Source organism: Amycolatopsis iheyensis, from assembly GCF_024703995.1.
In the GTDB taxonomy this organism is placed as follows: Bacteria; Actinomycetota; Actinomycetes; order Mycobacteriales; family Pseudonocardiaceae; genus Amycolatopsis; species Amycolatopsis iheyensis.
Window position 1 is genome coordinate 17,676 of sequence record NZ_JAMXQV010000029.1, and the last position, 25,200, is coordinate 42,875.

Genomic DNA, 25,200 nt, shown 5'->3' on the forward strand with positions numbered 1-25,200 from the left:
GGTCAGGCGCTGCGCTTCATCGGCGCCAAGGCGCGCTGGTCCGCCTCTGCAGCGGCGGTCTCGTGCCTGCGGGCCGTGGCTTCGTCTCCGGCTGCCCGGGCGGACTGGGCGGCGGCACGTTCGTGGTGAGCTTCCGCTCGGCGGATCGCCGCGAACGATTCTTCCACCAACCGCGCCCACTGTGGAGTGTGCCGCGGGTACCGCCGCGCCTCGGCGCGAGTTTCGGCGGCAGCGGCCAGCTCCTGGTAGGCCATCGCGTGGCAGTCGGCGACGTCCGCGAGGAAACGCTGCTGCTTGCCCCGGTAGAGGCCGTCGGGGTCGGCTCCGGTCTCCAGCTCGACCGCCAGGCTACGGTGGGCACCTGCAGCGTCCCAGACCCGTTCCGCGTCCAGGCGCAGCCGGCGGACCTCCGGAAGCACCCAGGTACCGGAGGTCTCCTTCACCGCTACGTCGGTCGTCATGTCGTGGTCACCTTCCTTCTTCCTCGCTCGGGTCCCACCCTGACACGGGAAGAAGGGGTTTCAACTGACGACTGCCTTACGATCGCGGCCGCAGCCCGACCAGCGGCAGTTGCCGCGCCATCCGGCGGCGGGCGAGGTCACTGCCGTCGTAACGCCACTTCAGCAGCTTCCCCAGCGCGAACCGCACGACCGGCCCGGCGAACCGGTTGCGGTGCTCGTAGCCGGCGATGACCGCGACGGCCTCCTCTTCGCCGAGCACGCGATGCTCGGCAGGGAACCGGCGCCGTCCGACAACCACCTCGACGGGCGGCCGGACCTCGATGTTGCGGAACCAGTCGGCTCCGGCACCCAGCCCGGCGACCACGACGTATTCGTCGCCGCTCCCGCCGACGACTTCCAGCACCGTGCGGTACATCCGCCCGGAGCGCCGCCCGAGGTGGGTCAGGCACAGGAAACGGTGCCCGAGCAGCCAGCCGAAACCGTTGTCGTACAAGCGGACCGGCGCACGGAAGACGAACCTGACGACCCGGTTCACCGGGCGACCTCGGCAGCGGAACGGCGGAGGTTCGTGACCACCGCGGTGGACTTACCCGCGAGCACCGCGGCGACGTAGCGGTCGAGCACCGGCAACCGGGACAACCGCAGCGCCGCGCGGCGGATCCCGAGCTGGAGCGGGCTTTCCGGCAGGAACCAGCGGGCACTCCGCCGCGCCACTGCCTGCTTCTCCTCGGCCACCGGACGCATCAGCCGCTCGTATTCGGTGAACGCCTCGGTGATCGAACGGTTCTGCAGTTGTTCGCCGAGGACGAAGGCGCCGGCGACGCCGAGGGACGCGCCCTGCCCGGCGATCAACGAGACCGCGGAGCACGCGTCTCCGGCGAGCACGACCCGCCCACGGCTCCAGCTGGGCATGACGATCTGGGCGACCTGGTCGTAGTACACGGCCTCACTCGGCGGGCACCGCCGCAGCGCGCGGGGAACCAGCCAGCCCAGCGAACCGTACTCCTGCCGCAGCGCCGCCCTGGTGTCCCCGGGCAGCCGGGGATCACCGGTCCGGTGGACGGCGAAGGCGGCGACCCGGCCGTCACGCAGGCCGTAGAAACCCATCTGACGGCCGATGGTGTCGGTGAGGCAGAACCGGTCACCGATCGCGTGGTGGATCTCGGGGTCGGTGAACACGAACGCCGCGGTGTGGAAGCCGAGGTACCGCAGGAACTCGCCGTCCTCGCCGAACACCAGCCGGCGCACGGCGGAGTGGATCCCGTCGGCGCCGACGAGCACGTCCGCCTCGACCACCTGGTCACCGGCGGTCACCTGCACCCGGTCGCCCAGGTCCTCGACCGCCGTCACCCCCGCGCCGAATCGCAAGTCCACAGTGGGCGGTAGATGCTCGCGCAGCGCCTGCTCGAGGTCGGGGCGCATGATGCCGCACAGCCGGTCCCGCATGGCGCGGGCGAAGGTCGTGTACCGCGCTGACGCGCGGCGGCGCCCTTGTTCGTCGAGCAGGCTCGCCTCATCCACCCGGTAGGCCAGCTCCCGGATCCGCGGCAGCACTCCCAGTTCCTCGGCGGCGTCGAACCCGGCACCGAAGAAATCGATCATGTAACCCTGCTCGCGGGGCGCCGGGGCACGCTCCAGCACGACCACCTCGGCACCGTCACCCACGAGCTTGTTCGCCACCGCCAAGCCGGTGATCCCGGCCCCGCACACCGCGACTTTCACTGCTTTTCCTCCTTCGTTTCAGACCAGCCGTCGCAGGACGGCGGCCGCTCCGGCCGGGGCGTCGTCCGGCGCCACCGCGCGGTGCATGAGCAACCCGTCGATCGCGGCGCCGAGCACCGCGGCCGTTCCCTCGGGGTCGGCGACCCCGCACTGCCGGAAACGAGCGCCGATCACGCTCTTGAGGTCGGCCAGGACCGCCGCGATTCCCGCGCGCAGCGTGTCGTCCCGCGTCGCGGCCAGATAGCCCTCGACGAACAGCAGCGACATCGGATCGGTGCCGGTGTACTGCTCCACCGCCGTCACCATGGCGTCGACCACCTCGTCCGCCGTGCCCGCCGCGCCGAGCACGGGACCCAGCTCACCCGCCACCGCGCGCATCGCCCCCAGCACCGCTTCCACCAGCACGGCTTGCACGGACGAGAAGTGGTAGTGCACCACGCTCGGGGTGACACCCGCCCGCTCGGCCAGCACCCGGGTGCTCACCGCCGTCCACCCGCGCTCCGGAATCAGCTCGACCGCGGCGGCGAGCAGCCGCTGCCGGACGGCTTCACCCCGAGCAGCGGACGGGGACCGCATCGCAACCTCCGCCAGGACAATCGCCCTGAACAGTCGTCCTACACTTACCGGGACAGGTTAGCACAACTATTCGTCTATGCAACAATTTGCCTGCTGATAGGCTCTTGAAGATGCCGACGCGGGTACTGCTCGTCGAAGACGACGCCATGATCAGCGAAGCTTTGAGCCTCGCCCTGGAAGACGAAGACTTCGCCGTGACCACCGCGGCCACCGGCGAGGACGGCCTGGAGCTGCTGGAGTCCACGACGGTCGACGTCGTGCTGCTCGACCTGATGCTGCCGGGCATCGACGGGCTCACCGTCTGCCGGTCGGTACGCGAACGCGGCGACCTGCCGATCATCGTGATCACCGCCCGCACCGACACCCAGGACGTCATCGCCGGCCTCGAAGCCGGTGCCGACGACTACGTCACCAAACCCCTGGTGGCCGGCGAACTCGCGGCGCGCATCCGCGCCCTGCTGCGCCGGGCGGCCCCGGATCGGCCGGCCCACCTCACCCTCGGCGGACTCGAGATCCGGCCGGACGAGGAAGCCGTCCACCGTGACGGCGTCCCGGTGCACCTGACTCGCACCGAGTTCAGGCTGCTGGCCGAACTCGCCGCGGCCGAGGGCAAGGTCGTCACCCGCGAACAGCTGCTGCAGCGCGTGTGGGGGCACGACTACTTCGGCGACACCCGGCTGCTGGACGTCCACATCAGACGGTTGCGCCGCAAGGTGGAACCCGATCCCGACTCCCCGAGCCTGGTGCTGACCGTGCGTGGCAGCGGCTACCGCATCGCCCCCGAGCCGTGATCCGGCGGCTTTCGCTGCGCTGGCGGGTCGCGGCCGCCTTCGGCATCGGTCTCGCGCTGGTGATGACCATCCTCGCGGTGGCGACCTGGAACCTCACCACCGGTTACATGCTCGAGCAGCGCGAGCAGAGCGTGACCCGGCAGGCCGAGGTCAACGTCCGTCTCGTCACGACCGCGCTGGCCGAGCACGCCGACGACCTCGACGAGCTGCTGACCGGGCTGGCGACCGGCCCGGACTCGTCGGTCCTGCTGTCGCGCCCGGCCGGCTGGCTGACCAGCGGCCGGCAGGTCGACCCGCGAGTGGTTCCGGGCGGCCTGCTGGACGAGGCCCGTCGGGGGATCTCGGCACGGCAGCGGTTTTCCGCCGACGGGATCCCGGTGCTCGGCGTGGCGACGCCGGTCGGCCCGGACAGCGTGTACGTCGAGCTGTACCCGCTGCTGGAGCTGGATCGCACCTTCCGCTACCTGAGCACCCTGCTCATCGCCGGCACCGTCGTCGCCGCGCTCTTCGGCGTGGGACTCGGGGCCTGGTCCGCCCGCCGGGCTTTGCGCCCCTTGACCTCGCTCACGGAGGCGGCGTCCCGCGTCGCCCGGGGCGACCTGGCGGCTCGGCTGCCCGCTCAGTCGGATCCGGATCTCGCCCCCTTGGCCACGAGTTTCAACACGACCGCCGGGCAACTGGAACAGCGCGTGCGCCGGGACGCGCGGTTCGCCTCCGACGTCAGCCACGAACTGCGTTCGCCCCTGACGACCATGGTGAACGTGAGCGAGGTGCTCGAACGCCGCCAGGGCGCGATGCCGCCCACGGCACAGCGGGCTCTGCGGCTGTTGCGTTCGGAGCTGCGGCGGTTCCAGCGGATGGTCGTCGACCTGCTGGAGATCTCCCGCGCCGACCAGGACGACGCCGCCGAGGCCGTCGAGGTGGTCGACCTCGGCGAACTGGTGCGCAACGTCGTCGAGAGCAGGCCCGTCGCCGCCGTGCGCATCGAGACCGATCCGTCGACGCCGCTGGTCTCCGCCGATCGCCGCCGGATGGACCGGGTCGTCGCGAACCTGCTCGACAACGCCGACCGCTACGGCGGTGGCGCGGTCGCGATCACCGTCCGGCCCGACGGCGACCACGCCCGGATCGAGGTCGACGACGCCGGCAGCGGGGTTCCGCCCGCCTTGCGCGAACGCATCTTCGAACGCTTCGCCCGCGGTCTGCACGCCGCCCGCCGCGACCAGGAAACCGGCAGCGGCCTCGGGCTGGCCATCGTCGCCGACCACGTCCAGCGGCACAGCGGCCGCGTGTGGGTCGAGGACCGCCCCGGTGGCGGGGCCCGCTTCGTCGTCGAACTCCCGGAGGCCACGTCATGAGGATCGCTCTCGCACTGGTGGCGGCGCTCTGCCTGGCCGGCTGCGGCGTGACGACCGAGGACGAACCCGAGCCGATCACCACGCCCGTTCCGACCGCGACCCCGACGGTCACCAGCAGGCCCGCACCACCGACCCCCTGCCCGCCGACGTCCGAATCGTCAGCCAGTCGTCAGGTGCAGCCCACGTCGCCGCCCACACAATGAGGGCATGACCGTCGAAACCCACCCGGCCGACGACATCACCGCCGAGGTCAGCAACTGGCTGACCGGAGAGTTCGCAGCGCGGCTGCCCGCGGCCGACATCGCCGAGATCGTCCGGTCGGCCCGCACCGACCTCGAAGGCCAGATCGTGCCCGAGGCCATGGGCGAGATGCTGCACCGGCTGGCCCGGTTCCGCGTCCTGCGCACCCTCGAGCACGCATGACCTCCTACCGCCAGCACTGCCCGGTGGCCACAGCTGCCGAGGTACTCGGCCAGTCATGGACCTTGCTCGTGGTCCGCGAACTGCTGCACGGCAACAGCCGCGTCAGTGAGATCGCCCGCGGCGTGCCGGGGATGTCGTCCGCACTGCTGGCCCGGCGGCTCAAACTGCTCACCGAAGCCGGGGTGGTGACGCGGCTGGCGTCCACCGGCGAAGGGCGGTTCGCGCTCACCCCGGCCGGGCGGGACCTGGCACCGGTGGTCGAGCAGCTGGGCCGCTGGGGGCGCCGCTGGATGCCGCCGCCACGCAGCGGTGACCTGAAGCCGAACCTGCTGCTCCTGGACATCTGCCGGAGCATCGATCCGGCCCGGCTCCCCAGCGAAAAGGTCTCCCTGCACCTGAGGTTCGCCGAGACCCCGCCGCCGCGCTGGTGGTGGCTGGTTCTCTCCCCCGAAGGCGCTGCTTCCACCGACAGTGATCCGCGGTTGCCGACCGTGGCCCGGATCGACTGCACGGTGTCCGCGCTCGCCGGGGTCTGGCTCGGCCATCGGAGCTGGCGGGAGGCGCTGGCCGACCACGCGATCCGGTTCGACGGCACACGCGAAGCGGTCCGGAACGCGATCGGCTGGCTCGGCCGCAACCGCTTCACCGATCCCGTCATGACCGTTTCTGCGACGAACAGAATGATGAGACAACAGTTTGACTGAACCACCTGCTTCCGGGAGCCGTGTCCCCGAGGGAAGACACCGAACTCACCTGGAGGCCGACGATGCATTCCCGGAAGCTGCGGATCGCGCTGAGTGGCGCGCTCGCCCTCGCCGTCGCGGCGTGCGCCCCGCCGAACGCCCAGGTCGTGACCGCTCCCCAAGCCCCGGCCGTGACCGGCCAGCCGGCCGCACCACCGGCGACGCTGACGGAGGCCAACCTCACCCAGACGCCGTTCGGGCCGATCAGCCCCACCGGGCGGAAGCTGCTGACCATCGTGCAGCAGACCAGCATCCGCGAGATCACCACGTCGAACTGGGCCATCGAGCGCTCGGCGAACCCCGCGGTCCGGGAAGCCGCCCGGACGATCATCACCCAGCACAACGACCTCGAGAACCGGGACACCGACATCAGCACCCGGATGGGCTTGGCCGTTCCGACCGAGCCCGCCCCGGACATGCAGGTCGGCATCGACCGCATGCGCGGGGAGTTCGGGGAGGAGTTCGACCGGGACTACGTCAACACCTTGCGCAAGGCGCACGCCGAGGCGCTGATCCTCGTCTCGACCGTTCGCGCCGACACGCGCAACTCCTTGGTCCGGCCGTTCGCGGACCTCGCGGGCGACTACATCAAGACCCACATCAACCTGCTGGAGAAGACCGGCGACGTCGACTACGCACAGCTTCCGGTACCGAGTTTGTGAAGCCGCGGGGTCAGCGGCGGTACGGCGCCCCGGGCGCCGGCTGCCGCACCCCCGGCCGCGGCCGGTACGGGACCGGCCTCGCCGCGGGCGGTCGCGGCCGGCGTGCCGCCACGGGCCTCAGCTGCGGCCGCGGATGCCGGACCGGCGCCACCGGGCCGGGCCGGTTGGCCCACGAGTCGAACACGACGATCAGCCCGGCGAACACCGCGACGACGAGTCCCACCGGCACGCTGACCAATGCGGCCACCATGCCGGCGACGAGCAGCATCGGCAGCACCGCGAGCAGGCAGTACGGGTCGATCGGCCCGAACATCCGCCGGGGCGCGCCCTCACGCCGGCTCATGGGCGTTCCGCCGGAATATGTTTCCTCCACTCATTGTTGCAGTATGCAATACTTTGCTGACTAGCGCCAGTGAGGTCGATCACCCGGACCTTCCGGATGAATCGGGCAGCTCGCCGGGAGACTCGCGTGGTTGATCGGCGCGCCCAGCCACCCATCGGGCACACTGGTGGGTATGCCACGCAGCTCCCCTGCCCTCGACGCGACGGACGTCGACGCTGTCACCGACGCCGTGCTGACCGCCTCCCGCCTGCTGGTCGCCGTGTCGGCGCGGTCCATCGCCGCCGCCGGTGACGCGATCACGCTGCCGCAGTTCCGGCTGCTGGTGGTCCTGCAGACCCGAGGCCCGCTGAAGCACGCCGACCTCGCCGAGTACCTGCAGGTCACGCCGTCGACCGCGAGCCGGATGGTCGACCGGCTGGTCACCGTCGGCATGGTTGATCGCCAGCACAGCACCGTCTCGCGCCGGGAGATCGTGCTGGCGTTGACCCCCGAGGGCACGAAGGTGGTCCGCCAGGTGACCGCGCGGCGGCGCAAGGAGATCGCGAAGATCGTCGCCCGGATGCCCGATGAGGTCCGCCACGGCCTGGTCGACAGCCTCACCGCCTTCGCCGAGGCCGGTGGTGAACCCCCCGCGTCGACCGTCGCCCCTGAAGCCGTCTGGACCTGATCGCGACCGGCTACAGCCGCGGCGCTTCTCGCCCGACGGCGTAGCCGGACAGGAGCTCGGTGAGCCCCGGTCCTTCCTCGGACAGGGACGGCGCCGAGCGACCACCCTTGCGACGTCCGGCGAGCACCTCGCCGACGAAGCTCTCGACCTCGGCCGGTGCCGCGACGACCTGCGTTCCCAGCCGGGCGACCACCGCCGGCGGGTCGTGGAGGGTGCTTTCCATGCAGAGCTTCCACCCGCGCCGGGACGACCAGATGAGGATCAGGTCCCGGTCGGGGTGGTCGGCGCACCGAGCGGGTAACGCGAGGTAGGCGGCCGGATGGTCGCCCATCTCCCAGGCCGCGTCGGACCGGGGCACCGCCACGGCCGCCGCGACCGCTCGCACGTAGCCGGCCAAGCCGAACGCCTCGCGTGCTGCGTCGTGATCGAGCATCATCGTCCCCCTTCACGGGCGGCGAGCTTGGCCAGCATGGCGTTGTAGGACCGCAGTGCGTCCTCGTCATCGTCGACCGCGGTGCCTTCGCCGAGGTCGAGGGCCGACCGGCGAGCCGACTCCAGCCACGTTCCCAGATCGTCGCCGCGGTCCATGGCCGACATCCAGCGGCTGATGACGAACACCGCAAGTGCCGCCATCAGCGCGTCGCCGCCCACCCACATCGCCGCGCCGCCCCAGTGCAGGTCCTCCACCAGCCCAGGACCCCAATCGCGGATGACGGCCGCGTAAGCCGGGAACGGTTCTGCCGGGGTCATCACCAACACGACGCCGACCACGGCGTCGACGACCATCGCGCCGAACAACACGACCAGCCGGGCGAGATGGGACAGCGGCGGACGCCCTGGCCGAACTCCGACCAAGGGCAGCAGCAGGAGCAACCCGGACCCGACGTAGAGCAGCTCTTCGATGCCGTGCACGAGCGGCGAGGTGAGCGCGTGCTGCAGGAACGGGGTCAGGTGGGTTCCGACGACGACCGCGGTGTAGCCGGCGAAGCCCACCGCCGGGTGCGTGACCACGCCCAGCGGTCGCCCGGCTCGGCGCAGCCGGCCCTGGACGAGGTCGAACGGACGACCCAGCAGCAGCAACGCCGGTACCACCATGATCAGCAGCAGATGCTGGGCCATGTGCATCGAAAACAGGACGTCGCTGTAGGCGTTCACCGCGCCGCCGATCGCGAACACGGCCAGCCCGACCCCTGCCAGGAACGTGCCGGTCTGGCCCCACGGCCACCCGGGTCGCCCAACCGCGGCGACAAGGTAGCCGGCCGCGATCGCACCGAGCAAGATCACCGCCGGTACCGGCAAGTCCCATTCGGTGAGCAGCGCCGACCAGGTCAGCGGGGGCATCGCACCCCACTTCCCCGGCGGTCGCGCCGCGAGAGCACAATTGCCGTAAGCAACATTTGCACCATGCTACTCGACGGAGGGGATCCGACGATGACGACGGCCTCCCCGGCCATGCGACGAGCCGAGCTCGTCGTCGGCGGCATGACCTGCGCGGCTTGTGCGACGCGGGTCGAACGGAAGCTGAACAAGCTCGAGGGCGTCACCGCGAGCGTCAACTACGCCACCGAGCGCGCGGTCGTGCACACCGCCGTCCCGGACGAGGTGCTGGTGGCCGAGGTGACGCGCGCCGGCTACCGCGCCGAAGTTCTCGACCGCGATCGGCGGACGGACGAGCCTGCCGCCGATGTTCGCCGGATCTGGCGGCGGCTGGTGATCGCGTTGCTGCTCGGCGTCCCGGCCGTGGACCTCTCGCTCACCCTCGCGCTGGTGCCCTCACTGCGCTTTCCCGGCTGGCAGCTGGTCGTCCTGGCTCTGGGACTGCCGGTGGTGACCTGGTGTGCCTGGCCGTTCCACGCGAAAGCCGCGGCAGCGCTGAAACAGCGTACGACCTCCATGGACACCCTCGTGTCGACCGGGATCATCGCCGCCACCCTCTGGTCCGCGTACGCGATGACCCGGCCCGCGACGTCCGCCGTCCCGGACGGCGGCTGGGGCCTGTTGCTACGACCGTCCGGCTCGCTCTACCTCGACGTCGCGGTCGGGGTGACCATCTTCGTGCTCGCCGGTCGGCTCTACGAGGCGAAGGCCAAGCACGCCTCGGGTGATGCGCTACGTGCGCTCGGAGAACTGGGCGTCAAGGACGTCACCATCGTCGGCGCCGACGGCCGGGAAAAGCTCATCCCCGCCGGAGACCTGCGGTCGGGTGACCACTTCGTCGTGCGGCCCGGGGAGACGGTCGCCACCGACGGAGTCGTCGTGTCCGGCTCGTGCGCCGTGGACGGCAGCGCGATGACCGGCGAATCGGTTCCCCGCGAGGTGTCGGCGGGCGACCCGGTGCTCGGCGCCACGGTCGCGGTCGGCGGGCGGATCGTCGTCCGCGCAACGTCGGTGGGCGAGGACACCCGGCTGGGCCGGCTCACCCGGCTCGTCGAGAACGCGCTGTTCGAGAAGGCGCGGGTGCAGCGGGTCGCCGACCGGATCTCCGCGGTGTTCGTGCCGGTCGTCCTCGCCCTGGCAGCGGGTACTTTCGTGGCCTGGTACGCCGTCGGCGGCGCGGCCGAACCCGCCTTCGGCTCCGGCCTGGCGGTGCTGATCATCGCCTGTCCGTGCGCGCTCGGGCTGGCCACGCCGACCGCGATGCTCGTCGCGTCCGGCCGCGGGGCTCAGCTCGGTGTGTTCCTGAAGGGCCACCAGGCGATCGAGGCGGCCCGGGCGGTTGACACCGTGGTGCTGGACAAGACGGGCACCGTGACGACCGGCCGGATCGCGGTGACCGGTATCCACCCGCACGGTGTCGAGGCCGACGAGGTGCTGCGCCTCGCGGCCGCCGTCGAGCAGGCATCCGAACACCTCATCGCCGCGGCCGTCGTCGCCGAGGCGGATCGGACGATCGGTGCCGTCCCGATGGTGACCGGCTTCCACGCGCTGGCCGGGCTGGGCGCGCGAGGCGAAGTCGGGGGCCACGACGTCGTGGTCGGCTCGCTGCGGCTGCTGGCCGATTCCGGCGTCACGGTGCCGCCGGCCGTGCGCACCGAGGCAGCCCGCTTCGAAGGAGAAGGGTCGGGGGTCGTCGCGGTGGCCCGCGACGGCGTCGCGATCGGCGTCCTGGCCATCGCCGACACCCTCCGGCCCGGCGCGGCCGAGGCAGTGGCCGAACTGCACGCCCTGGGCCTGCGCACGATCCTGCTGACCGGGGACCGCGAGCCGACCGCCCGCGCGATCGCCGCCGAGCTCGAGATCGGTGAGGTGATCGCCGAGGTCCTGCCGGACGAGAAGGCCGCCGTGATCCAGCGTCTGCGCCGGGAAGGCCGGACGGTCGCCATGGTCGGGGACGGGATCAACGACGCGCCCGCGCTGGCCGGCGCCGATCTCGGGTTCGCCCTGGTCACCGGAACCGACGTCGCAGCGAACGCCGCGGACGTCGTGCTCGTCGGCACCGACCTGAGCGTCCTCGCCCGGGCCGTCCGGCTGGCCCGGGCGACGCTGCGCACGATCCGCGGGAACCTGTGGTGGGCGTTCGGGTACAACGTCGCCGCCATCCCGGTCGCGGCCGCCGGGCTGCTGAACCCCTTGATCTCGGCCGCCGCGATGGCGGCGTCGTCGTTGTTCGTCGTCTCGAACAGCCTCCGCCTGCGCTCCTTCGACACGGCGCGGACTCAGACCACCGACACCCAGTAGTCCCAGAACGCCTGCACGATCAGCCCGGCGATGACCACGTACCACAGCGCCAGCAGGCCGGTGTGGACGCGGCGCAGGCCGGCGCCGACCCGGGTGCCGTCGAGGTTGTGCAGCGTGGTGTACCAGAAGATCGCGATGGTCACGATCCACACGACCATGCAGTACGGGCACAGGGCGTGGATCCGGTACAGGCTCTGGAACACCAGCCAGTGCACGAACACCACGCCGAACGTGACCCCGAGCTGCAGCCCCGACCACACCCAGCGCGGCGGCCGGTACCCGGTCAGCAGGGCCACGCCCGCCGTCACGACGACGGCGAACGCCGCGATGCCGATGAGCGGGTTCGGGAATCCGAAGGCGGCAGCCTGCGGGCTGTCCATCACCGAGCCGCAGGACACCACCGGGTTGAGCGAGCAGCTCGGGACGTAGTCCGGATTGCGGAGCTTCTCGATCTTCTCGATGGTCAGGGTGATCGCGGCGACCAGGCCGAGTGCTCCACCGATGATATAGAGCCAGGCCAGGCCACGGGGCGAGCGGACTGCGGCGGTCACAGGTCGAGGTCCTTGTCGAGCAGGGTGCGCAGCTCCTGGCTGATCATCGGGTAGGTGTTGCCGGTCGGCCGGAACTGGGTCCCGTTGACGAACAGGGTCGGGGTGCCGGTGACCCCGGCCTGCTGCCCGTCGGCCTTGCCCTGGTCGATCCGTTGCTGGACCGCCGGTGAGGCCTGGTCGCGGTGGAAGCGGTCGAGGTCGAGGCCGAGTTCCTTCGCGTACGCGTCGAAGCGGTCCTGTGCGCGCTTCTCGTCGCTGCTGACGTTCTGACCGTCCGGCTGGAGGGCCCACGTGCGGTAGTCGCCGTAGAGCTTGTCGTACATCTCGCGGTACTTCCCCTGCAGCGCGGCGGCCTCGGCCGCGCGCGCCGCGGGCACGGCGAGCGGGTGCATCGGCAGCGGGAAGTTCCGGGTCACCAGCGTGATCCGGCCGGAGTAGTCGTTCGCGAGCTTGCCGGTGACGTTCTGGTAGTAGGCCTCGCACACCGGGCACTGGTAGTCGATGAACTCGACCACGGTGACCTTCCCGTTCTTCGCCTCGGTCACCGTGTGACTGTCCGGGTGCCGCAGCACGTCCGCCGCCACGGTGCCCTCACCCACCGCGGGTGAATCCTTGTGCTGGAACAAAAGCACTCCGCCGATCACCAGCACCGCCACCACGAGCACGGCGATCGTGGTCCACGCGTTCGCGGACAGTCCTTTCTTCGCCGTCACCGGGTTTCGTTTGCGCTTCGCCATCGCTCCTCGGGTTCCTTCCGTGGTTCGGTCACTGCCGGGCGAGCGCGGAGAGCACCGCCTGGTGGGTGAGCCATCCGGTCAGCTGGTGGTCGCCGTCAAGGACGGGCAGACCGGTGCCGGGCGCGTTCGTCAAGGCGGTCAGGGCGTCGGCGAGCGACGTCTCGCAGGTCACCAGGGGCGGCAGCTCGGCCAGGTCTCCCACGGTGCCGTCGTGGTCGTCACCGAGGGCCTCGGCCACCGCCTGCGCCGTGACACAGCCCTGGTAGCGCCCTTGTTCGTCGGTCACGGGCAGGATGCCGTGCCCGGACACCGCCAAGGCGTGCGCGGCCCGCTCGAGCGGCGTGCCGGCCGGAAGCGGTTCGGGCAGGGGCTCGGCGACGCTTTCGACCATGGTGGCGGCCAACCGGCGTTCCTGTGGGTGCCGATCGAGGTCGACCCCGCGGCGGCGCAGCTTGAGCGTGTAGATCGTGTCACGGGACAGCGCCCGGCTCGTCGCGGTCGCGATGACGATCGCCGTCAGCATCGGCAGGATGATCGTGTACTGGCCGGTCAGCTCGAACAGCACGATCACCGCCGTGATCGGCGCCCGTGCCGAGCCGGCGAACGCCGCGCCCATCCCGATCAGCCCGTACACGCCGGGCGAGGCGGTCAGCGAGGGCAGCCACGCGTGGACCACGATCCCGAACGCCGTCCCGCCCATCGCCCCGATGAACAGCGATGGCGCGAACACCCCACCGGAGCCGCCGATGCCGATGGTCAGGCTCGTCGCGACGATCTTGCCCACCAGCAACAGCAGCAGGAACCCGATCACGTACTTGCCTTCGACCGCGTTCTGCAGCACCGGGTACCCGACCCCGTACATCTGCGGCAACAGCAGCAACAGCCCACCGAGGAACAGCCCACCGACGGCCGGGCGCAGCCATTCCGGCCCGCGCCACACCCAGTCGCAGAAGTCCTCGATCCAGTACAGCACCCGGGTGAACAGCACGCCGCAGGCGCCGACGACGACTCCGAGCACGACGAACAGCAGGTACTCCACCGGGTTACGCAAGGTGAACGGCGGCAGGTCCAGGAACGCCGTGTTCCCGAACGCCGCCCGCCCGACGACGCTGGCGGTGACGCTGGCGAGCACGACCGCGCCGAACGACTCCGCGGCGAAGTCGCGCAGGATGAGTTCCATCGCGAAGAACGGCCCGGCCAGCGGCGCGTTGAACGTCGCCGCGATGCCGCCCGCCGCGCCGCACGCGACAAGCACCCTCAGCCGGGACTCCGGCAGCCGCGTGATTCGGCCCAGAGTGGATCCGAGCGCGGACCCGATCTGCACGATCGGGCCCTCCCGCCCGACCGAGCCACCGGAGCCGATGGTCAACGCTGACGCCAGCGCCTTCACCGCACTGACCTGCGCGGGGATCCGGCCGCCGCGTTCGGCGACCGCGTACATCACCTCGGGCACGCCGTGGCCACGGGCTTCGGGCGCGAACTTGTACACCAGCGGCCCGTAGATCAGGCCGGCGATCACCGGCGCGAGCAGCAGGAACCACGGCCCGAGTTCGGGGAACCAGGGGTGCGCGGCGCGGCCGGCGTCGGCGTAGTCGGCCTGCCCGGAAAACAGGTGGGTGAACGTGGTGATCAGCCAGCGGAAGACGATGGCGCCGAGCCCGGCGCCGGCGCCGATGAGCACGGCCAGGCCGACCAGGCCGGACCGGCTCTCCCGCAGCCACCTCCCGATCGGCTGCCGGACCGGGACCGGGACGCGCCTGACCGACATGCTATTACCTGAAGACACTATTGCATTATGCAATACTTGTTACGATCACGCGCGGAGGTCCCCCGCCTGCGCCTTCGCGCGCTGCCGGTAGGTCAAGACGGCACTGAGCCCGCTCAGCCCCAGCAGCAGAACTCCCACGACGAGGTCGGTGACGATCACGCGGGTGAGGTCATAACCCAGCAGGAAGGGCGCGACGATCAGCCAAAGACCGAGCGCGGCGTTGACCACGCTGAACGCCGGGTAGTCCCGGGGCACGACCGTCCGGACCAGCGCCAGGACGGCGACCACCAGGGCCACCAGCACGTCGATGCTGTCGGCAAGCCCGTGCCGCACCTGGCTGAAGTGCAGCACATAGGGCGCGAACCCGAGCCACAAAGCCGCCACGAAAGCCAGTGAGCTGGGCAGACTGGGCGTCAGTGCGCCTTCGGTGCCCGGACCGATCCAGAAGTGCTGTTCGCCACCACGAGTGACCATGATCCCTCCGGCGTTCCTCGTCGCTTACCGTTGCACAAGACAACAGTTTACTCCTCCGTCGAAGAACCGGCGCGGCGGCGGGACACAACGCTGTGTCCCGCCGCCGCGTCACGACGCCGCTTCCGCCCAGGCCGAAGCCGTTCAGCACCCTGAAGTCCGCGCCCCCAAACCCATGACGCGTTCCTCACTCACGACGGCCGCCCCGGCCTGCCGGCGCCGGACTCCACTGTCCCGCACCCGGCGGCCGGCAGACCTGACGATTGCCTTGCGATCCTCAGCCGAGCACGAAATAGCGCAGCCAGAGGTAGGGCGCGGCGATCAGCACCGTCAGCAGCGTCACCTGCGCGCCCTTGCGGGTGAACTCCCAGAACGAAATCGGGCTCCCCGACCGCGCCGCAATCCCCAGCATCACCACGTTCGCACTCGCACCGATGGCCGTCATGTTGCCGCCGAAGTCCGCGCCAAGAGCCAGCGACCACCAGAGCGCCTCGGAGTGCCCCGGGTCCGGAATGTCTTGTGTGAGGGCCAGCACGAGCGGGCTCATCGTGGCCACGTACGGAATGTTGTCGATCACCCCCGACAGCAGGGTCGACACGACGAGAATCAGCATCACGGCGAACAGCGCGTTGCCGCCGGTGGCGTCGGCAGCCAGCTTCGCCAGGTTCCCGATGACGCCCGTCTTGACCAGCGCGCCGATCATCACGAACAGCCCCGCGAAGAACAGCAGCGTCTCCCACTCCACCCCGGCCAGGTAGTCCTTCGGTTCGGCCCGCGAAATCAACACCAGGATGCCGGCGCCCAGCAGGGCCACGACCGACGGCTCGATGTGGAACACCGAGTGCCCCACAAAGCCGGCGAAGACGGCCAGCAGCACGACGCCGCACTTGACCAGCAGCCCGCGGTCGCGGATCGCCTCCCGCTCGTTCAGCCGCATCACGTCGGCCACCCGCGCCGGATCCACGGCGAACGACCCGCGGAAGAACCAGCGTAACGCCAGCGTGAACGCCAGCAGCTCGATCGCGACGATCGGAGCCAGGTTGACCAGGAAGTCGTTGAACGACAGGCCCGCGCGGCTGCCGATGATGATGTTCGGCGGGTCGCCGATCAGCGTCGCCGCGCCGCCGATGTTCGACGCCAGCACCTCGGCGATCAGGAACGGGATGGGCTTGATGTCCAACCGGTCGCAGACCAGCAGCGTCACCGGCGCGATCAGCAGCACCGTCGTGACGTTGTCCAGGAACGCCGACGCGATCGCCGTGATCAGCACCAGCAGCACCATGATCCGCAGCGGCGAGCCCTTGGCGCGCTTGGCCGCCCAGATCGCCAGGAACTCGAACACGCCGGTGCGCCGCAGCACGCCGACGATGATCATCATCCCGAGCAGCAGGAAGATGACGTCCCAGTCGATGCCGGTGTCGTGGGAGTAGAACGCGTCCTCGGCGCCGGTCACCCCGAGGGCCAGCACCACGCCGGCTCCGGCGAGGGCGGCCACCATCTTGGGGATCTTCTCGGTGGCGATGAAGACGTACGCGACGACGAAGACCGTGATGGCGATGGCGGTGCTCATCGCACCCCCGCCGTCAGCCGTGCGTGAGCGCCAGCTCCAGCAGCCGCGACGCCGAGATCACCCCGAGCAGCCGCTTGTCCTCCATCACCGCGACCAGCGGGCAGCGCAGGCGGGCCATGATCGCCGCGACCTCCACGATCGTGTCGTCGCTCTGCACCCGCGGCAGCTCCGACGGCTTCTCCGGCAGCAGCGACCGGACCGTCTTGCCGCCCAGCTTGTCCGCGACCCGGTCGGCCATCGACTCGTCCAGCACCCCCGCCAGCGACGGGTCGTCCTGCACGTACCGCGGCACCAGGAACTGCACCACCTGCGACGCCGGCAGGATCGAACACGGGCACCCGGAGGAGTCCGTCACGACGATCCCCGGCAGCCGGCGCTCGGCCAGCAGCTTCGCCGCGGCGAGCGCGTCGGAATCGACGTCCACGACCGGGTACTCCTCGGCCATCTCCACAGCGTGCATCCACCCAGCGTACGGCGGACGGGCCGGTTTCGTGCGGCACTATCCGGTGCTCCTTTCGGTTTCTTGACGGCCGGTGGGCAGGTTGTCCGGCGGCTCGAAGCTCAGCGCCTTGGCCACCGGGACGTCGGTCGAGGAATGCAGCACGATCGACAGTGCGATCGTGACGGTGACCAGGTCGAACACGAGTTCCGCGTCCGGGATGCCCGACTGCAGGGCCAGCAGGCCGTAGACCACCGAGGCGAACCCCTTCGGCCCGAACCAGGCGGCCGCGGCCCGTTCGCGGCCGGACATCTTGGTCCTCAGCAGCGACAACGCCATCGCGGCCGGGCGGACCAGGACGATCGCGAGCACGGCGAGCACCCAGCCGCCCACGCTCAGGTGCCCCAGCCGCTCCGGCGTGACCAGCGCGCCGAACACCAGCAACGCCGCGAACTTCGTGATCTCCGAGAGCAGGTCGCCGAGCGGTTCGAAGTGCTCGGCGGCCATCTTGTCCATCGTGGCCAGCGTCGATCCGGCCGCGAAGGCGGCCAGGTAGGGGTTGGCGTGCGTCAGGTGGCAGGCGGCGTAGAGCATCACCGCGATCGCAAGCGGACCGAGCGCCTGCAGCCGGGGCTCGGCGGTGAGGATCTTCAGCCGCCACGCCAGCGTGACCAAGGCCGGGATGGCGATGCCGAGGACCAGGCCCAGCACCAGCTCGATGCCGACCGTGCCCAGGTCGGAGTCCGCGTGCGCGGCAGTGGCCAGGAAGATCAGCACGAACGGCAGCGCGAGCCCGTCGTTGAGGCCGGACTCGACGTTGAGCAGCCGCCGCAGCCGCAGCGGGACGTCGTCGCGCCCGACGATCGCCGCGGCGAACACCGGGTCGGTCGGCGAGAGGATCGCCCCGAGCAGCAGCGCGGTCGGCCAGTCCAGGCCGACCAGGAAGTGCGCCGGCACCGCGATCCCGATCATGGTCAGCGGCATCCCCAGCCCGAGGGCCCGGCCCGACAGCCGCCAGCCCTCGCGCAGCGCGCGCACGTTGGCGCGCTGGCCGTCGGTGAACAGCACGGTGAACAACGCGATGTCGGCGAGCGCGGTGACCAGCGGGTCGTGCGGCGCGATCTTCACCAGGCCGAAGCCGCCTTGGCCGATCAGCGCGCCGGCGAGCAGGAACAGCAACGCCGTCGACAGCACCGTTCTCGCAGCAACGCCGGACAACGACACGCTGATCAGCAGAACGACGCCGAACGCCAGTACGAGCGCCATGAAAATTCCGTCCTCGAGTCGCCACCTCCGCCCGCACCGGACGAAGGGCCGACCAGACTTCCCGGCACTCCACGCGTAAAGATGCCGCAAAGACCCGCGTGGAGCAAACCGGGATCCCTCAGCGTGACGCGCGCAACTCCGCTGTGACCTCGGCTTCGGTGAGCCGCCGCGGGCCGACGTAGTACAGCACCGCACCGGCAGGTACCTCGCCGTCCCAGCCGGGGTTGACCACGAGGCCATCAGCCGCGCGAGCAGCCAGGATCGTGGCCCCGAACGCCCGGCCGAGCGCGACCCGGCACCGCTCGGTCCGCAGGGCGCCTAGCGACTCCGGCAGCGCCACGGAGTACGTGCTCGCGCCACCGGCGGTCATCAGTTCGGCGTAGACGTCCGCGATCCCGGGTGAAGTCAGCTCTTCGGTGACCATCCGCGGGGTGTGCCACTGCACGCACTTGATCTTCGGGTCGACGTACCGAACCAGTTCGGCACGCTCCATGTCCCGCAACGCCACCACGACGTGCGCCGAGGGGTTCGCGTGGTCGACGGTGACCGCGACGGCCAGCGCCTCGTTGTCGTCGGCCATGTCCACCAGCACGGTCGCCGCGCGGTGCACGGCCGCCCGGGCCAGCACATCGGCCGCGGTCGGGTCGCCCCGGACGAAGTCCACCGGTTCCCCCGGCATCGGGTGCACCGGGACCTCCTCGCCCGTGCAGAGGACGAGCCCGGTCACGTCGTCGGCCAGCAGCTGGGCGACGATCCGCTCGGTCCGGCCGGCCGTGTAGCCGATCAGCACCGTGTGACCGGTCGTGTGCACCGGTTCCGTCCCCTGCATCCGACGTCCTTTCGCTTGCTCCAGCGCCGTGGCGAGCCGGGTGAACACCGTCGTGAGGGTCGCGATCCCACCGATGATGACGTAGCCGCCGACGAAGTGCCCCGCGGTTGTCACAGGCGAGTAGTCGCCGTAGCCGACGGTGGCGGCCGTCACAACGAAGTACCACCAGTAGTTGCCCGGACTCACCAAGTCGCTGCCCGCTGGTTCGGCGAGCGCCATCAGCGGCCAGCTCGTCGCGAACACGACCACGACCACGACCACCGGCAACAGCCAGCCTCGCGTGAACACCCAGCGAGCGAGCAGCCGAGACAGGAAGAACGTCATCCATCCCCTTCACCGGCACGGTCGTGAATCTCGCCAGCCGAACACATCGACGAGCCGGACACAACGGACTTTACCGGACTGTAATCGCTTCAACCTGAGATTGAGTAAATATTGCCATGTGCAATGATGCCGCTGGTCAACGTTGCCCCGTGTTCCGGTCCCCCAAGGAAAGTCGGGAGTCCATTGCCGACAGTCAGAGCCGAGAAGCTGTACAAGGTGTTCGGCAGGCGCGCCCAAGAAGCCGTCCGCCGCCTCGAGAGCGGCACGCCACGCGATGAGCTGGACGGTGCCACCGCCGCCGTCGTAGACGCCTCGTTCGAGGTCCGCGACGGCGAGATCTTCGTCGTGATGGGCCTGTCCGGCTCGGGGAAATCGACGCTGCTGCGGATGCTCAACGGCCTGTTGCCGGCCACCGCGGGACGCGTGCTCGTGGACGGCCAGGACCTCACCGCACTGTCCAAGAGCGACGTCCGGCAGCTGCGCAGCAAGCGGATGAGCATGGTGTTCCAGCACTTCGCTCTCTTCCCGCACCGAACGGTGCTCGAGAACACCGCCTACGGACTGCGTGTGCAAGGCGTGGCTCGCGACGAACGCACCCAGCGCGCCGAAGAGGCGTTGCGGCTCGTGGGCTTGGACGGCTGGGGTGACCGGCTGCCGAAGCAGCTCTCCGGTGGTATGCGCCAGCGCGTCGGCCTCGCGCGGGCACTGGCCGCCGACACCGACATCCTGCTGATGGACGAGGCATTCAGCGCACTGGACCCGTTGATCCGCAAGGAGATGCAGGACCAGCTCCTGCAGCTGCAGGACACGCTCGGCAAGACGATCGTGTTCATCACCCACGATCTCAACGAAGCCATGCGCCTCGGCGACCGGGTCGCGATGATGCGCGACGGCCGCATCGTCCAGCTCGGCACCGCCGACGAGATCCTCACCACGCCCGCCGACGAGCACATCGCCCGGTTCGTGCGGGACGTCGACCGCACTCGCGTGCTCACCGCGAGCTCGGTCATGCGTCCGCCCGGGCGGACACTGGCGACCTCGTCGGGCCCGCGTGCCTCGATCCACACCATGCGGACGCTCGAGGTCACCGAAATGTTCGCCGTCGATCCCGACGGCGGGCTCGTCGGCATCGTCACCACCGCCGATGCCGTTGCCGCCGCGGCCCGCGGAGCGAACACCGTCACGAGCGCGGTGAGCAACGGCTTCACCGAAGCCGGTCCGGACACCCCGGTGTCCGATCTGCTCGCCGCCGCGGCCGAGCAGCACCCGATCGCCGTCGTCGACGACCGCCGGCGCCTCCTCGGAGTGGTCACCCCGGCCGCCATCCTCGCAGCCTTGGCCCCCACCTCGGAGGTGATCACCCATGCGTGAAACCGCGTGGCAGGTCCCGAGGATCCCGGTGGGCGACTGGTTCCAAGCCGTGGTCGACTGGCTCCAGAACAACATCGGTCCGTTTTTCGACGCGATCGACACCATCATCAAGGGCGTCGTCGAAGGGCTCTCCGATGCCCTGCAAGCGCCACCGGCTCCAGTGCTGATCATCCTGTTCGCCGCGCTCGGGTGGTGGCAGCGCGGCTGGCGCTTCGGCGTCGGCTCCGCGGTCGGCTTCGCCCTCATCGACAGCCTGGACCGCTTCCCGTCCGCCATGGAAACGCTCGCCCAGGTGCTCGTCGCCGGCGTTGTGGCCGTGGCGATAGCGGTGCCGATCGGGATCCTGGCCGCGCGCAACGCGACCGTGAGCCGGGTCGTGCGGCCGGTGCTGGACTTCATGCAGACACTCCCGGCGTTCGTCTACCTGATCCCGGTGATCTTCTTCTTTTCGATCGGTCCGGTGCCCGGCGTCGTCGCCACGGTGGTGTTCGCGCTGCCACCGGGGGTGCGGCTGACCGAGCTGGGCATCCGCCAGGTGGACCCCGAGATGGTCGAGGCCGGCGAGGCGTTCGGTTCGCCACCGCGGAAGATCCTGACCGAGATCCAGCTTCCCCTTGCGCTGCCGACGATCCTGGCCGGGGTCAACCAGATCATCATGCTATCGCTGTCGATGGTCGTGATCTCCGGCATGGTCGGCGCGCCCGGCCTCGGCGCCGAGGTCTACGCCGCGGTCACCAGCCTGAAACTCGGCTCCGGCTTCGAAGCCGGCCTCGGCGTGGTCGTCCTGGCGATCTACCTCGACCGCCTCAGCAGCGCGCCGCCGGAACGAAAAGACCGATAGAGAAAGGAAGAGACGTGCGGAGCACTCCCAAGATCCGCCGGATCGCCGCGCTCGGGACCGCGGTGCTGTCGGCGCTGGCGCTCACCGCCTGCGGTGGCCGCGAAGCGCAGTCCGGTAACGACCAGGGCTCGAAGTCGGTCACCATCGGCTACATCAACTGGGACGAGGACGTCGCGCTGACGAACCTCTACCAGGCCGTGCTGGAAAACAAGGGCTACCAGGTCAAGACCCAGCTGCTGGACGTCGGCCCGATCTACGCCGGCCTGGCCAAGGGCGACGTCGACCTGTTCCTCGACGCCTGGCTCCCGGCCACGCACGAGCAGTACTGGAAGCAGTACTCCAGCCAGCTCGAAGACCTCGGCACCTGGTACGACAACGCGACCCTGAACCTCGCCGTGCCCGACTACGTCCAGGCCGTCGACAGCATCGCCGACCTCAAGGCGCACGCCGCGGACTTCGGCGGCAAGATCACCGGGATCGAGGCCAGCGCGGGCGAAACCGGGATCGTCGAGAAGACCGCGATCCCCAAGTACGGCCTCGACGGCACGATCACCCTGCAGAACTCCTCGACGACGGCGATGCTCGCCGCGCTCGACTCGTCCATCAAGGACAAGAAGCCGATCGTCGTGACGCTGTGGCACCCGCACTGGGCGTACTCGCGCTACCAGCTCAAGGACCTCAAGGACCCGCAGGGCGCGATGGGCAAGGGCGAGCAGCTGCACGCCATCGGCCGCAAGAGCTTCGGCACCGACTTCCCGGCCCTGGCCAAGGTCGCCAAGGGGCTGAAGCTCACCGACGAGCAGCTCGGCTCGCTGGAGGACCTGATCCAGCAGGCCCCCAAGGGCCAGGAGAAGGCCGCCGCCCAGAAGTGGATCGAGCAGAACAAGGCGTTCGTCGACCAGGCCTTCACCGGCCTCTGAGAACTCGTGCGGCCGCCGCCACGCGCCGGTGGCGGCCGCACGGCTCAGCGGCGGGTCCGCTGGTGGAAGGTGAGCTTCCACCCTCCGGGCCGCCGCGCATAGACGCTGCTCACCTGCGCCGAATACGGCAGAGCCGAGCGTGTCGCCGCGATGCTGTACCGGACCACACCAGTGCCCTCGCTGAGCTGGACGCAACGCAGGCCGTGCCGGCAGCCACGAGCTCCTGCCAACCTTGCTGTTCCAGATCGATCAGCTCTTCGCGCACCACCGGCCGTCCTCCACCACGGTACGGCGGTCGCCGGTGCCACTGCCGGCCTTCCGCATCCGAGAGTGGCTGCACCTGACGATTACGTTGCGATTCCGGCGCCTCAGCCGTCTTCGCCGGATCGGGACCGGTACTGCCGCACGACGACGATCAGCAGGCTGCCCACGGCGACACCGAGACCGGTCAGGTCTACGGGGTTCAAGCCGGCGTGCCCGTCGAGCCAGACGGTCGTCCAGCCGAGCACCGCGGCCAACCGCCAGTACCGTTGGCTTGCCGGAATGAGGACGAGGGCGACCATCGCCAGTGCGGCGGCGAAGACGATGGTCACCCCGGCGGCTCGTCGCGTGCGGGAACGGCCGCCGCCGCTTGGTGGTGGTGCGCCTCGGCCCGGCGAAGCGCCGCGAGTGACCGGTTCATCGCGGCGGTCCACTCCGGCGAGGTACTGGGCCGGTTCGTCGCCCAACGCCGCGCTTCGGCGGCGTCTGCCAGCTCCTGGAACGCCATCGCGTGCTCGGCCGCGACCTTCGCCAGCCCGCGTTCGACGCGGGCTTGGAATGTGCCGCCCGGCTCGGCGTCCGTCGCCAACCGCGCCGCCCGGGTCCGGTGCACGGCCGCGGTGCGCCACATCAGCCCGGCGACCTCCCGCAGCCGTGACTCCTCGGCATCAGCGTGTCCCACCGCGCAGCCCTTCGCTCATCCGCTTCAGGTAGCGCAGCTCCAACCGCGTGTGCTCGCGATCGCGGGCGACGCCACCCAGCAACCGGGCGAAGGCCAGTTCCATGAGCCGTGCCCGCAGGCCGGCGCGGAACTCCGCCCAGACGTGTGCGCGGACGACCGTGCTGTCGTACCCGTAGCGCTCGACACTCCACGTGACGCTTTCGGCGACGTCCACCGGCAGCCCGAGCCAGCGGTAGCGCGCGAACGAACTGCGGTTCAGGACCGGCGCCGGGCGCAGGCAGGAAGTCTCGGGCGGCGGCTCGCCGAGCCACTCCCCTTCGATACTCCGCAGTGTCTCGCGGACCGTCGGCACGGGAGCCGCGATGACGATGCCCTCCACGTAGTCGAACACGGCTACGCCCCGGTTCCGACGACGCTCACCGGGCACGGTGCGTAGCGCAGGACAGTCCGGCTCACCGAACTGCACAACACACGCCTGAGCGGATTCCGGCGGTTGTCGCCCACGACGAGCAGCGCGGCGCGGGTCGCGCGGGCGAGCAACGCCCGCTCCGGGAAGTCCCGGACCAGCTCGTGTTCGAACGGGACCTCGGGGTAAACCGAAAGCCACTCCGCCAGCTCGGCCACCATCATCGCCGACGGACCGGAAAGCCTGCGTGACCGGCCCGTCATGGCGTGGACGAGGCGCACCGGGGCCGCGTGCCGTTGCGCGAAGTCCAACGCGAACGCCAGGGTGGCGGAATTGTCGGCCACCGGGTCGAGACCGACGAGAACCGGGAGATGCGCAGTCCCTTCGGCCGGATCGTCACCTCGGACGACGACGAGCGGCCGCCCGGACGACCTCGCGAGCGCCGCGGTGGTCGACCCGAAGACCGCCCGGGCCGGCGACCTCGTCCCCGGCGGCCCCACCACCACCATCACCGCTCCGGCCCGGGCAGCCACGCGAGCGAGCGCCGGCCCGGGCACGTCTTCGAGCAGGACCGTCCGAACCTCGAGGTCGGGGTGCGAGTGACCGATCTCCCGTACGGTTTCCCGTGTCTGCGCCTCAGCCTCTTCGCGCAGCCGATCGGCTCCCGGGCTCGGCGGCGCGAGTGCCATCTCGGGGTACTGGGTGCCCGGCCAGCTCCCCTCCACAGCGCGAGCGAGGACGAGTGCGCCGCGCCGACGGTCGGCCTCCGCCGCCGCCCAGAACACGGCGCGCAACGACTCTCGCGTGCCGTCGTACCCGGAAACGACGACCGCCGGCTCCGTCGTGGTCACCGCTTGCTCCGATCGTGCAGTGCCCGGCTCAGGACGGCCACGCCGATCGCCCACAGCGTGAGGACCACGGCGCCGGACGCGACATCGCTCGTGGTCGTCGCCGGAGCCGGCGTCCCGTCGTTGTAGCCGAGGGCGGTCGGTGCCACGATCAGCCAGGCCCCGGCGAGCGGGAGCACCGGCCGCCAGACGTGCGCGGTCGCCGGCGCCACGAGCTGCGCGGCTCCGCACAGCACCACGACCGTGCCGACGAGCACGTCGTTCCAGTAGCCGTTGAAGCCACCGCCGCTCAGCTGTTGGTCCAGCTGGAACGGGGAAAACGCCAGCCACAAGCCGGTCAAGAAGGTCAGGGCGTTCACGGTGGCCAGCGCCAGGCTGTGCGCGGCCACGCTCGTCCGGGACAGGGTCCGGGTCCTCATGGGTCCTCGGCTCCTTTCGTCGCGCGTGCGGCTCCACCCTCTCGCGGGAGGACGTCGCTGCACCTGACGATCA

30 protein-coding genes are annotated in these 25,200 nt (G+C 70.4%); 10 read left to right on the forward strand and 20 right to left on the reverse strand.

The window, feature by feature from the left end:
* Positions 1-2: 2 nt before the first annotated feature.
* The 4 genes from M8542_RS39640 to M8542_RS39655 form a co-directional block, all read right to left on the reverse strand.
* Entirely contained in the window at positions 3-461 is a 459-nt protein-coding gene (locus M8542_RS39640) for a hypothetical protein (protein WP_257925516.1), read from the reverse strand.
* A gap of 76 nt (positions 462-537) precedes the next feature.
* A complete protein-coding gene (locus M8542_RS39645; protein WP_257925517.1) occupies positions 538-996 on the reverse strand; it encodes a nitroreductase family deazaflavin-dependent oxidoreductase in 459 nt (152 codons plus the stop codon).
* Positions 993-2,183 (reverse strand): FAD-dependent monooxygenase, encoded by a 1,191-nt coding sequence (locus M8542_RS39650; protein ID WP_257925518.1) that lies wholly within the window; start codon positions 2,181-2,183, stop codon positions 993-995. The genes M8542_RS39645 and M8542_RS39650 overlap by 4 nt, the downstream gene beginning before the upstream one ends.
* A gap of 18 nt (positions 2,184-2,201) precedes the next feature.
* Complete coding sequence (locus tag M8542_RS39655) at positions 2,202-2,759, reverse strand: TetR/AcrR family transcriptional regulator (protein WP_257925519.1); 558 nt, start codon at positions 2,757-2,759, stop codon at positions 2,202-2,204.
* Between the two features lie 110 nt (positions 2,760-2,869).
* Between M8542_RS39655 and M8542_RS39660 the strand changes: the two genes are divergently transcribed.
* The 5 genes from M8542_RS39660 to M8542_RS39680 all read left to right on the forward strand — a co-directional run bounded on the left by M8542_RS39660 (position 2,870) and on the right by M8542_RS39680 (position 6,736).
* On the forward strand, positions 2,870-3,550 hold the full coding sequence (locus M8542_RS39660) for a response regulator (RefSeq protein ID WP_257925520.1): 681 nt from the start codon (positions 2,870-2,872) through the stop codon (positions 3,548-3,550).
* Positions 3,547-4,908, forward strand: a complete 1,362-nt coding sequence (locus M8542_RS39665; protein WP_257925521.1) for a sensor histidine kinase — start codon at positions 3,547-3,549, stop codon at positions 4,906-4,908. The genes M8542_RS39660 and M8542_RS39665 overlap by 4 nt, the downstream gene beginning before the upstream one ends.
* 207 nt (positions 4,909-5,115) lie before the next feature.
* Positions 5,116-5,331, forward strand: a complete 216-nt coding sequence (locus M8542_RS39670) for a hypothetical protein (protein WP_257925522.1) — start codon at positions 5,116-5,118, stop codon at positions 5,329-5,331.
* Positions 5,328-6,035 carry a winged helix-turn-helix transcriptional regulator gene (locus tag M8542_RS39675; RefSeq protein ID WP_257925523.1) on the forward strand — a complete coding sequence of 236 codons (708 nt, stop codon included), beginning with the start codon at positions 5,328-5,330 and terminating at the stop codon, positions 6,033-6,035. The genes M8542_RS39670 and M8542_RS39675 overlap by 4 nt, the downstream gene beginning before the upstream one ends.
* A gap of 62 nt (positions 6,036-6,097) precedes the next feature.
* A complete protein-coding gene (locus tag M8542_RS39680; RefSeq protein WP_257925524.1) occupies positions 6,098-6,736 on the forward strand; it encodes a DUF4142 domain-containing protein in 639 nt (212 codons plus the stop codon).
* Between the two features lie 10 nt (positions 6,737-6,746).
* Here M8542_RS39680 and M8542_RS39685 read toward each other — a convergent pair whose 3' ends face one another.
* Positions 6,747-7,079, reverse strand: a complete 333-nt coding sequence (locus M8542_RS39685; RefSeq protein WP_257925525.1) for a hypothetical protein — start codon at positions 7,077-7,079, stop codon at positions 6,747-6,749.
* Between the two features lie 172 nt (positions 7,080-7,251).
* Between M8542_RS39685 and M8542_RS39690 the strand changes: the two genes are divergently transcribed.
* Positions 7,252-7,746 carry a MarR family winged helix-turn-helix transcriptional regulator gene (locus tag M8542_RS39690; RefSeq protein WP_257925526.1) on the forward strand — a complete coding sequence of 165 codons (495 nt, stop codon included), beginning with the start codon at positions 7,252-7,254 and terminating at the stop codon, positions 7,744-7,746.
* A 10-nt stretch (positions 7,747-7,756) separates the two neighbouring features.
* Here the strand turns inward: M8542_RS39690 and M8542_RS39695 are convergent, their stop codons facing one another.
* The gene (locus M8542_RS39695) at positions 7,757-8,179 is read right to left on the reverse strand and encodes a DUF6292 family protein (protein WP_257925527.1); all 423 of its coding nucleotides are present in this window, start codon (positions 8,177-8,179) and stop codon (positions 7,757-7,759) included.
* Positions 8,179-9,087 (reverse strand): cytochrome c oxidase assembly protein, encoded by a 909-nt coding sequence (locus M8542_RS39700; RefSeq protein WP_257925528.1) that lies wholly within the window; start codon positions 9,085-9,087, stop codon positions 8,179-8,181. Before M8542_RS39700 ends, M8542_RS39695 begins: the two co-directional genes overlap by 1 nt.
* 90 nt (positions 9,088-9,177) lie before the next feature.
* Between M8542_RS39700 and M8542_RS39705 the strand changes: the two genes are divergently transcribed.
* Positions 9,178-11,424 (forward strand): heavy metal translocating P-type ATPase, encoded by a 2,247-nt coding sequence (locus M8542_RS39705; RefSeq protein WP_257925529.1) that lies wholly within the window; start codon positions 9,178-9,180, stop codon positions 11,422-11,424.
* Here M8542_RS39705 and M8542_RS39710 read toward each other — a convergent pair.
* The 8 genes from M8542_RS39710 to M8542_RS39745 all read right to left on the reverse strand — a co-directional run bounded on the left by M8542_RS39710 (position 11,403) and on the right by M8542_RS39745 (position 19,379).
* Positions 11,403-11,975 carry a vitamin K epoxide reductase family protein gene (locus M8542_RS39710; RefSeq protein ID WP_257925530.1) on the reverse strand — a complete coding sequence of 191 codons (573 nt, stop codon included), beginning with the start codon at positions 11,973-11,975 and terminating at the stop codon, positions 11,403-11,405. The two genes, M8542_RS39705 and M8542_RS39710, sit on opposite strands and share 22 nt — an antisense overlap.
* A complete protein-coding gene (locus M8542_RS39715; RefSeq protein WP_257925531.1) occupies positions 11,972-12,712 on the reverse strand; it encodes a DsbA family protein in 741 nt (246 codons plus the stop codon). Before M8542_RS39715 ends, M8542_RS39710 begins: the two co-directional genes overlap by 4 nt.
* A 28-nt stretch (positions 12,713-12,740) precedes the next feature.
* On the reverse strand, positions 12,741-14,480 hold the full coding sequence (locus tag M8542_RS39720) for a chloride channel protein (protein ID WP_257925532.1): 1,740 nt from the start codon (positions 14,478-14,480) through the stop codon (positions 12,741-12,743).
* 45 nt (positions 14,481-14,525) lie between these two features.
* Entirely contained in the window at positions 14,526-14,954 is a 429-nt protein-coding gene (locus M8542_RS39725) for an SPW repeat domain-containing protein (RefSeq protein ID WP_257925533.1), read from the reverse strand.
* 274 nt (positions 14,955-15,228) lie between these two features.
* Positions 15,229-16,521 carry an ArsB/NhaD family transporter gene (locus M8542_RS39730; protein ID WP_257925534.1) on the reverse strand — a complete coding sequence of 431 codons (1,293 nt, stop codon included), beginning with the start codon at positions 16,519-16,521 and terminating at the stop codon, positions 15,229-15,231.
* Positions 16,522-16,534: 13 nt separating this feature from the next.
* The gene (locus M8542_RS39735; RefSeq protein WP_257925535.1) at positions 16,535-16,981 is read right to left on the reverse strand and encodes a CBS domain-containing protein; all 447 of its coding nucleotides are present in this window, start codon (positions 16,979-16,981) and stop codon (positions 16,535-16,537) included.
* A 39-nt stretch (positions 16,982-17,020) separates the two neighbouring features.
* Positions 17,021-18,226, reverse strand: coding sequence for a cation:proton antiporter (locus tag M8542_RS39740; protein ID WP_257925536.1), 1,206 nt, complete (start codon positions 18,224-18,226; stop codon positions 17,021-17,023).
* Between the two features lie 118 nt (positions 18,227-18,344).
* The gene (locus tag M8542_RS39745) at positions 18,345-19,379 is read right to left on the reverse strand and encodes an ion channel (protein ID WP_257925537.1); all 1,035 of its coding nucleotides are present in this window, start codon (positions 19,377-19,379) and stop codon (positions 18,345-18,347) included.
* 183 nt (positions 19,380-19,562) lie between these two features.
* On the opposite strand from M8542_RS39745, the gene M8542_RS39750 reads away from it, so the two are divergent.
* The 3 genes from M8542_RS39750 to M8542_RS39760 are packed head-to-tail and all read left to right on the forward strand — an operon-like array spanning position 19,563 to position 22,511.
* Positions 19,563-20,750, forward strand: coding sequence for a quaternary amine ABC transporter ATP-binding protein (locus M8542_RS39750; protein ID WP_257925538.1), 1,188 nt, complete (start codon positions 19,563-19,565; stop codon positions 20,748-20,750).
* Positions 20,743-21,591 (forward strand): ABC transporter permease, encoded by an 849-nt coding sequence (locus M8542_RS39755; protein ID WP_257925539.1) that lies wholly within the window; start codon positions 20,743-20,745, stop codon positions 21,589-21,591. The genes M8542_RS39750 and M8542_RS39755 overlap by 8 nt, the downstream gene beginning before the upstream one ends.
* A 14-nt stretch (positions 21,592-21,605) precedes the next feature.
* Positions 21,606-22,511, forward strand: coding sequence for a glycine betaine ABC transporter substrate-binding protein (locus M8542_RS39760; RefSeq protein WP_257925540.1), 906 nt, complete (start codon positions 21,606-21,608; stop codon positions 22,509-22,511).
* 368 nt (positions 22,512-22,879) lie between these two features.
* Here M8542_RS39760 and M8542_RS39765 read toward each other — a convergent pair whose 3' ends face one another.
* From M8542_RS39765 to M8542_RS39785, 5 genes are read right to left on the reverse strand one after another with little or no spacing between them, the layout of a single operon-like run.
* Positions 22,880-23,104: a hypothetical protein gene (locus M8542_RS39765; RefSeq protein ID WP_257925541.1), complete on the reverse strand. Its 225-nt coding sequence runs from the start codon at positions 23,102-23,104 to the stop codon at positions 22,880-22,882.
* Entirely contained in the window at positions 23,101-23,454 is a 354-nt protein-coding gene (locus M8542_RS39770) for a hypothetical protein (protein ID WP_257925542.1), read from the reverse strand. The genes M8542_RS39765 and M8542_RS39770 overlap by 4 nt, the downstream gene beginning before the upstream one ends.
* Complete coding sequence (locus M8542_RS39775; RefSeq protein ID WP_257925543.1) at positions 23,441-23,845, reverse strand: hypothetical protein; 405 nt, start codon at positions 23,843-23,845, stop codon at positions 23,441-23,443. Before M8542_RS39775 ends, M8542_RS39770 begins: the two co-directional genes overlap by 14 nt.
* Before the next feature lie 2 nt (positions 23,846-23,847).
* Positions 23,848-24,711 (reverse strand): universal stress protein, encoded by an 864-nt coding sequence (locus M8542_RS39780; RefSeq protein ID WP_257925544.1) that lies wholly within the window; start codon positions 24,709-24,711, stop codon positions 23,848-23,850.
* The gene (locus M8542_RS39785) at positions 24,708-25,127 is read right to left on the reverse strand and encodes an SPW repeat domain-containing protein (protein WP_257925545.1); all 420 of its coding nucleotides are present in this window, start codon (positions 25,125-25,127) and stop codon (positions 24,708-24,710) included. Before M8542_RS39785 ends, M8542_RS39780 begins: the two co-directional genes overlap by 4 nt.
* Positions 25,128-25,200: the final 73 nt, after the last annotated feature.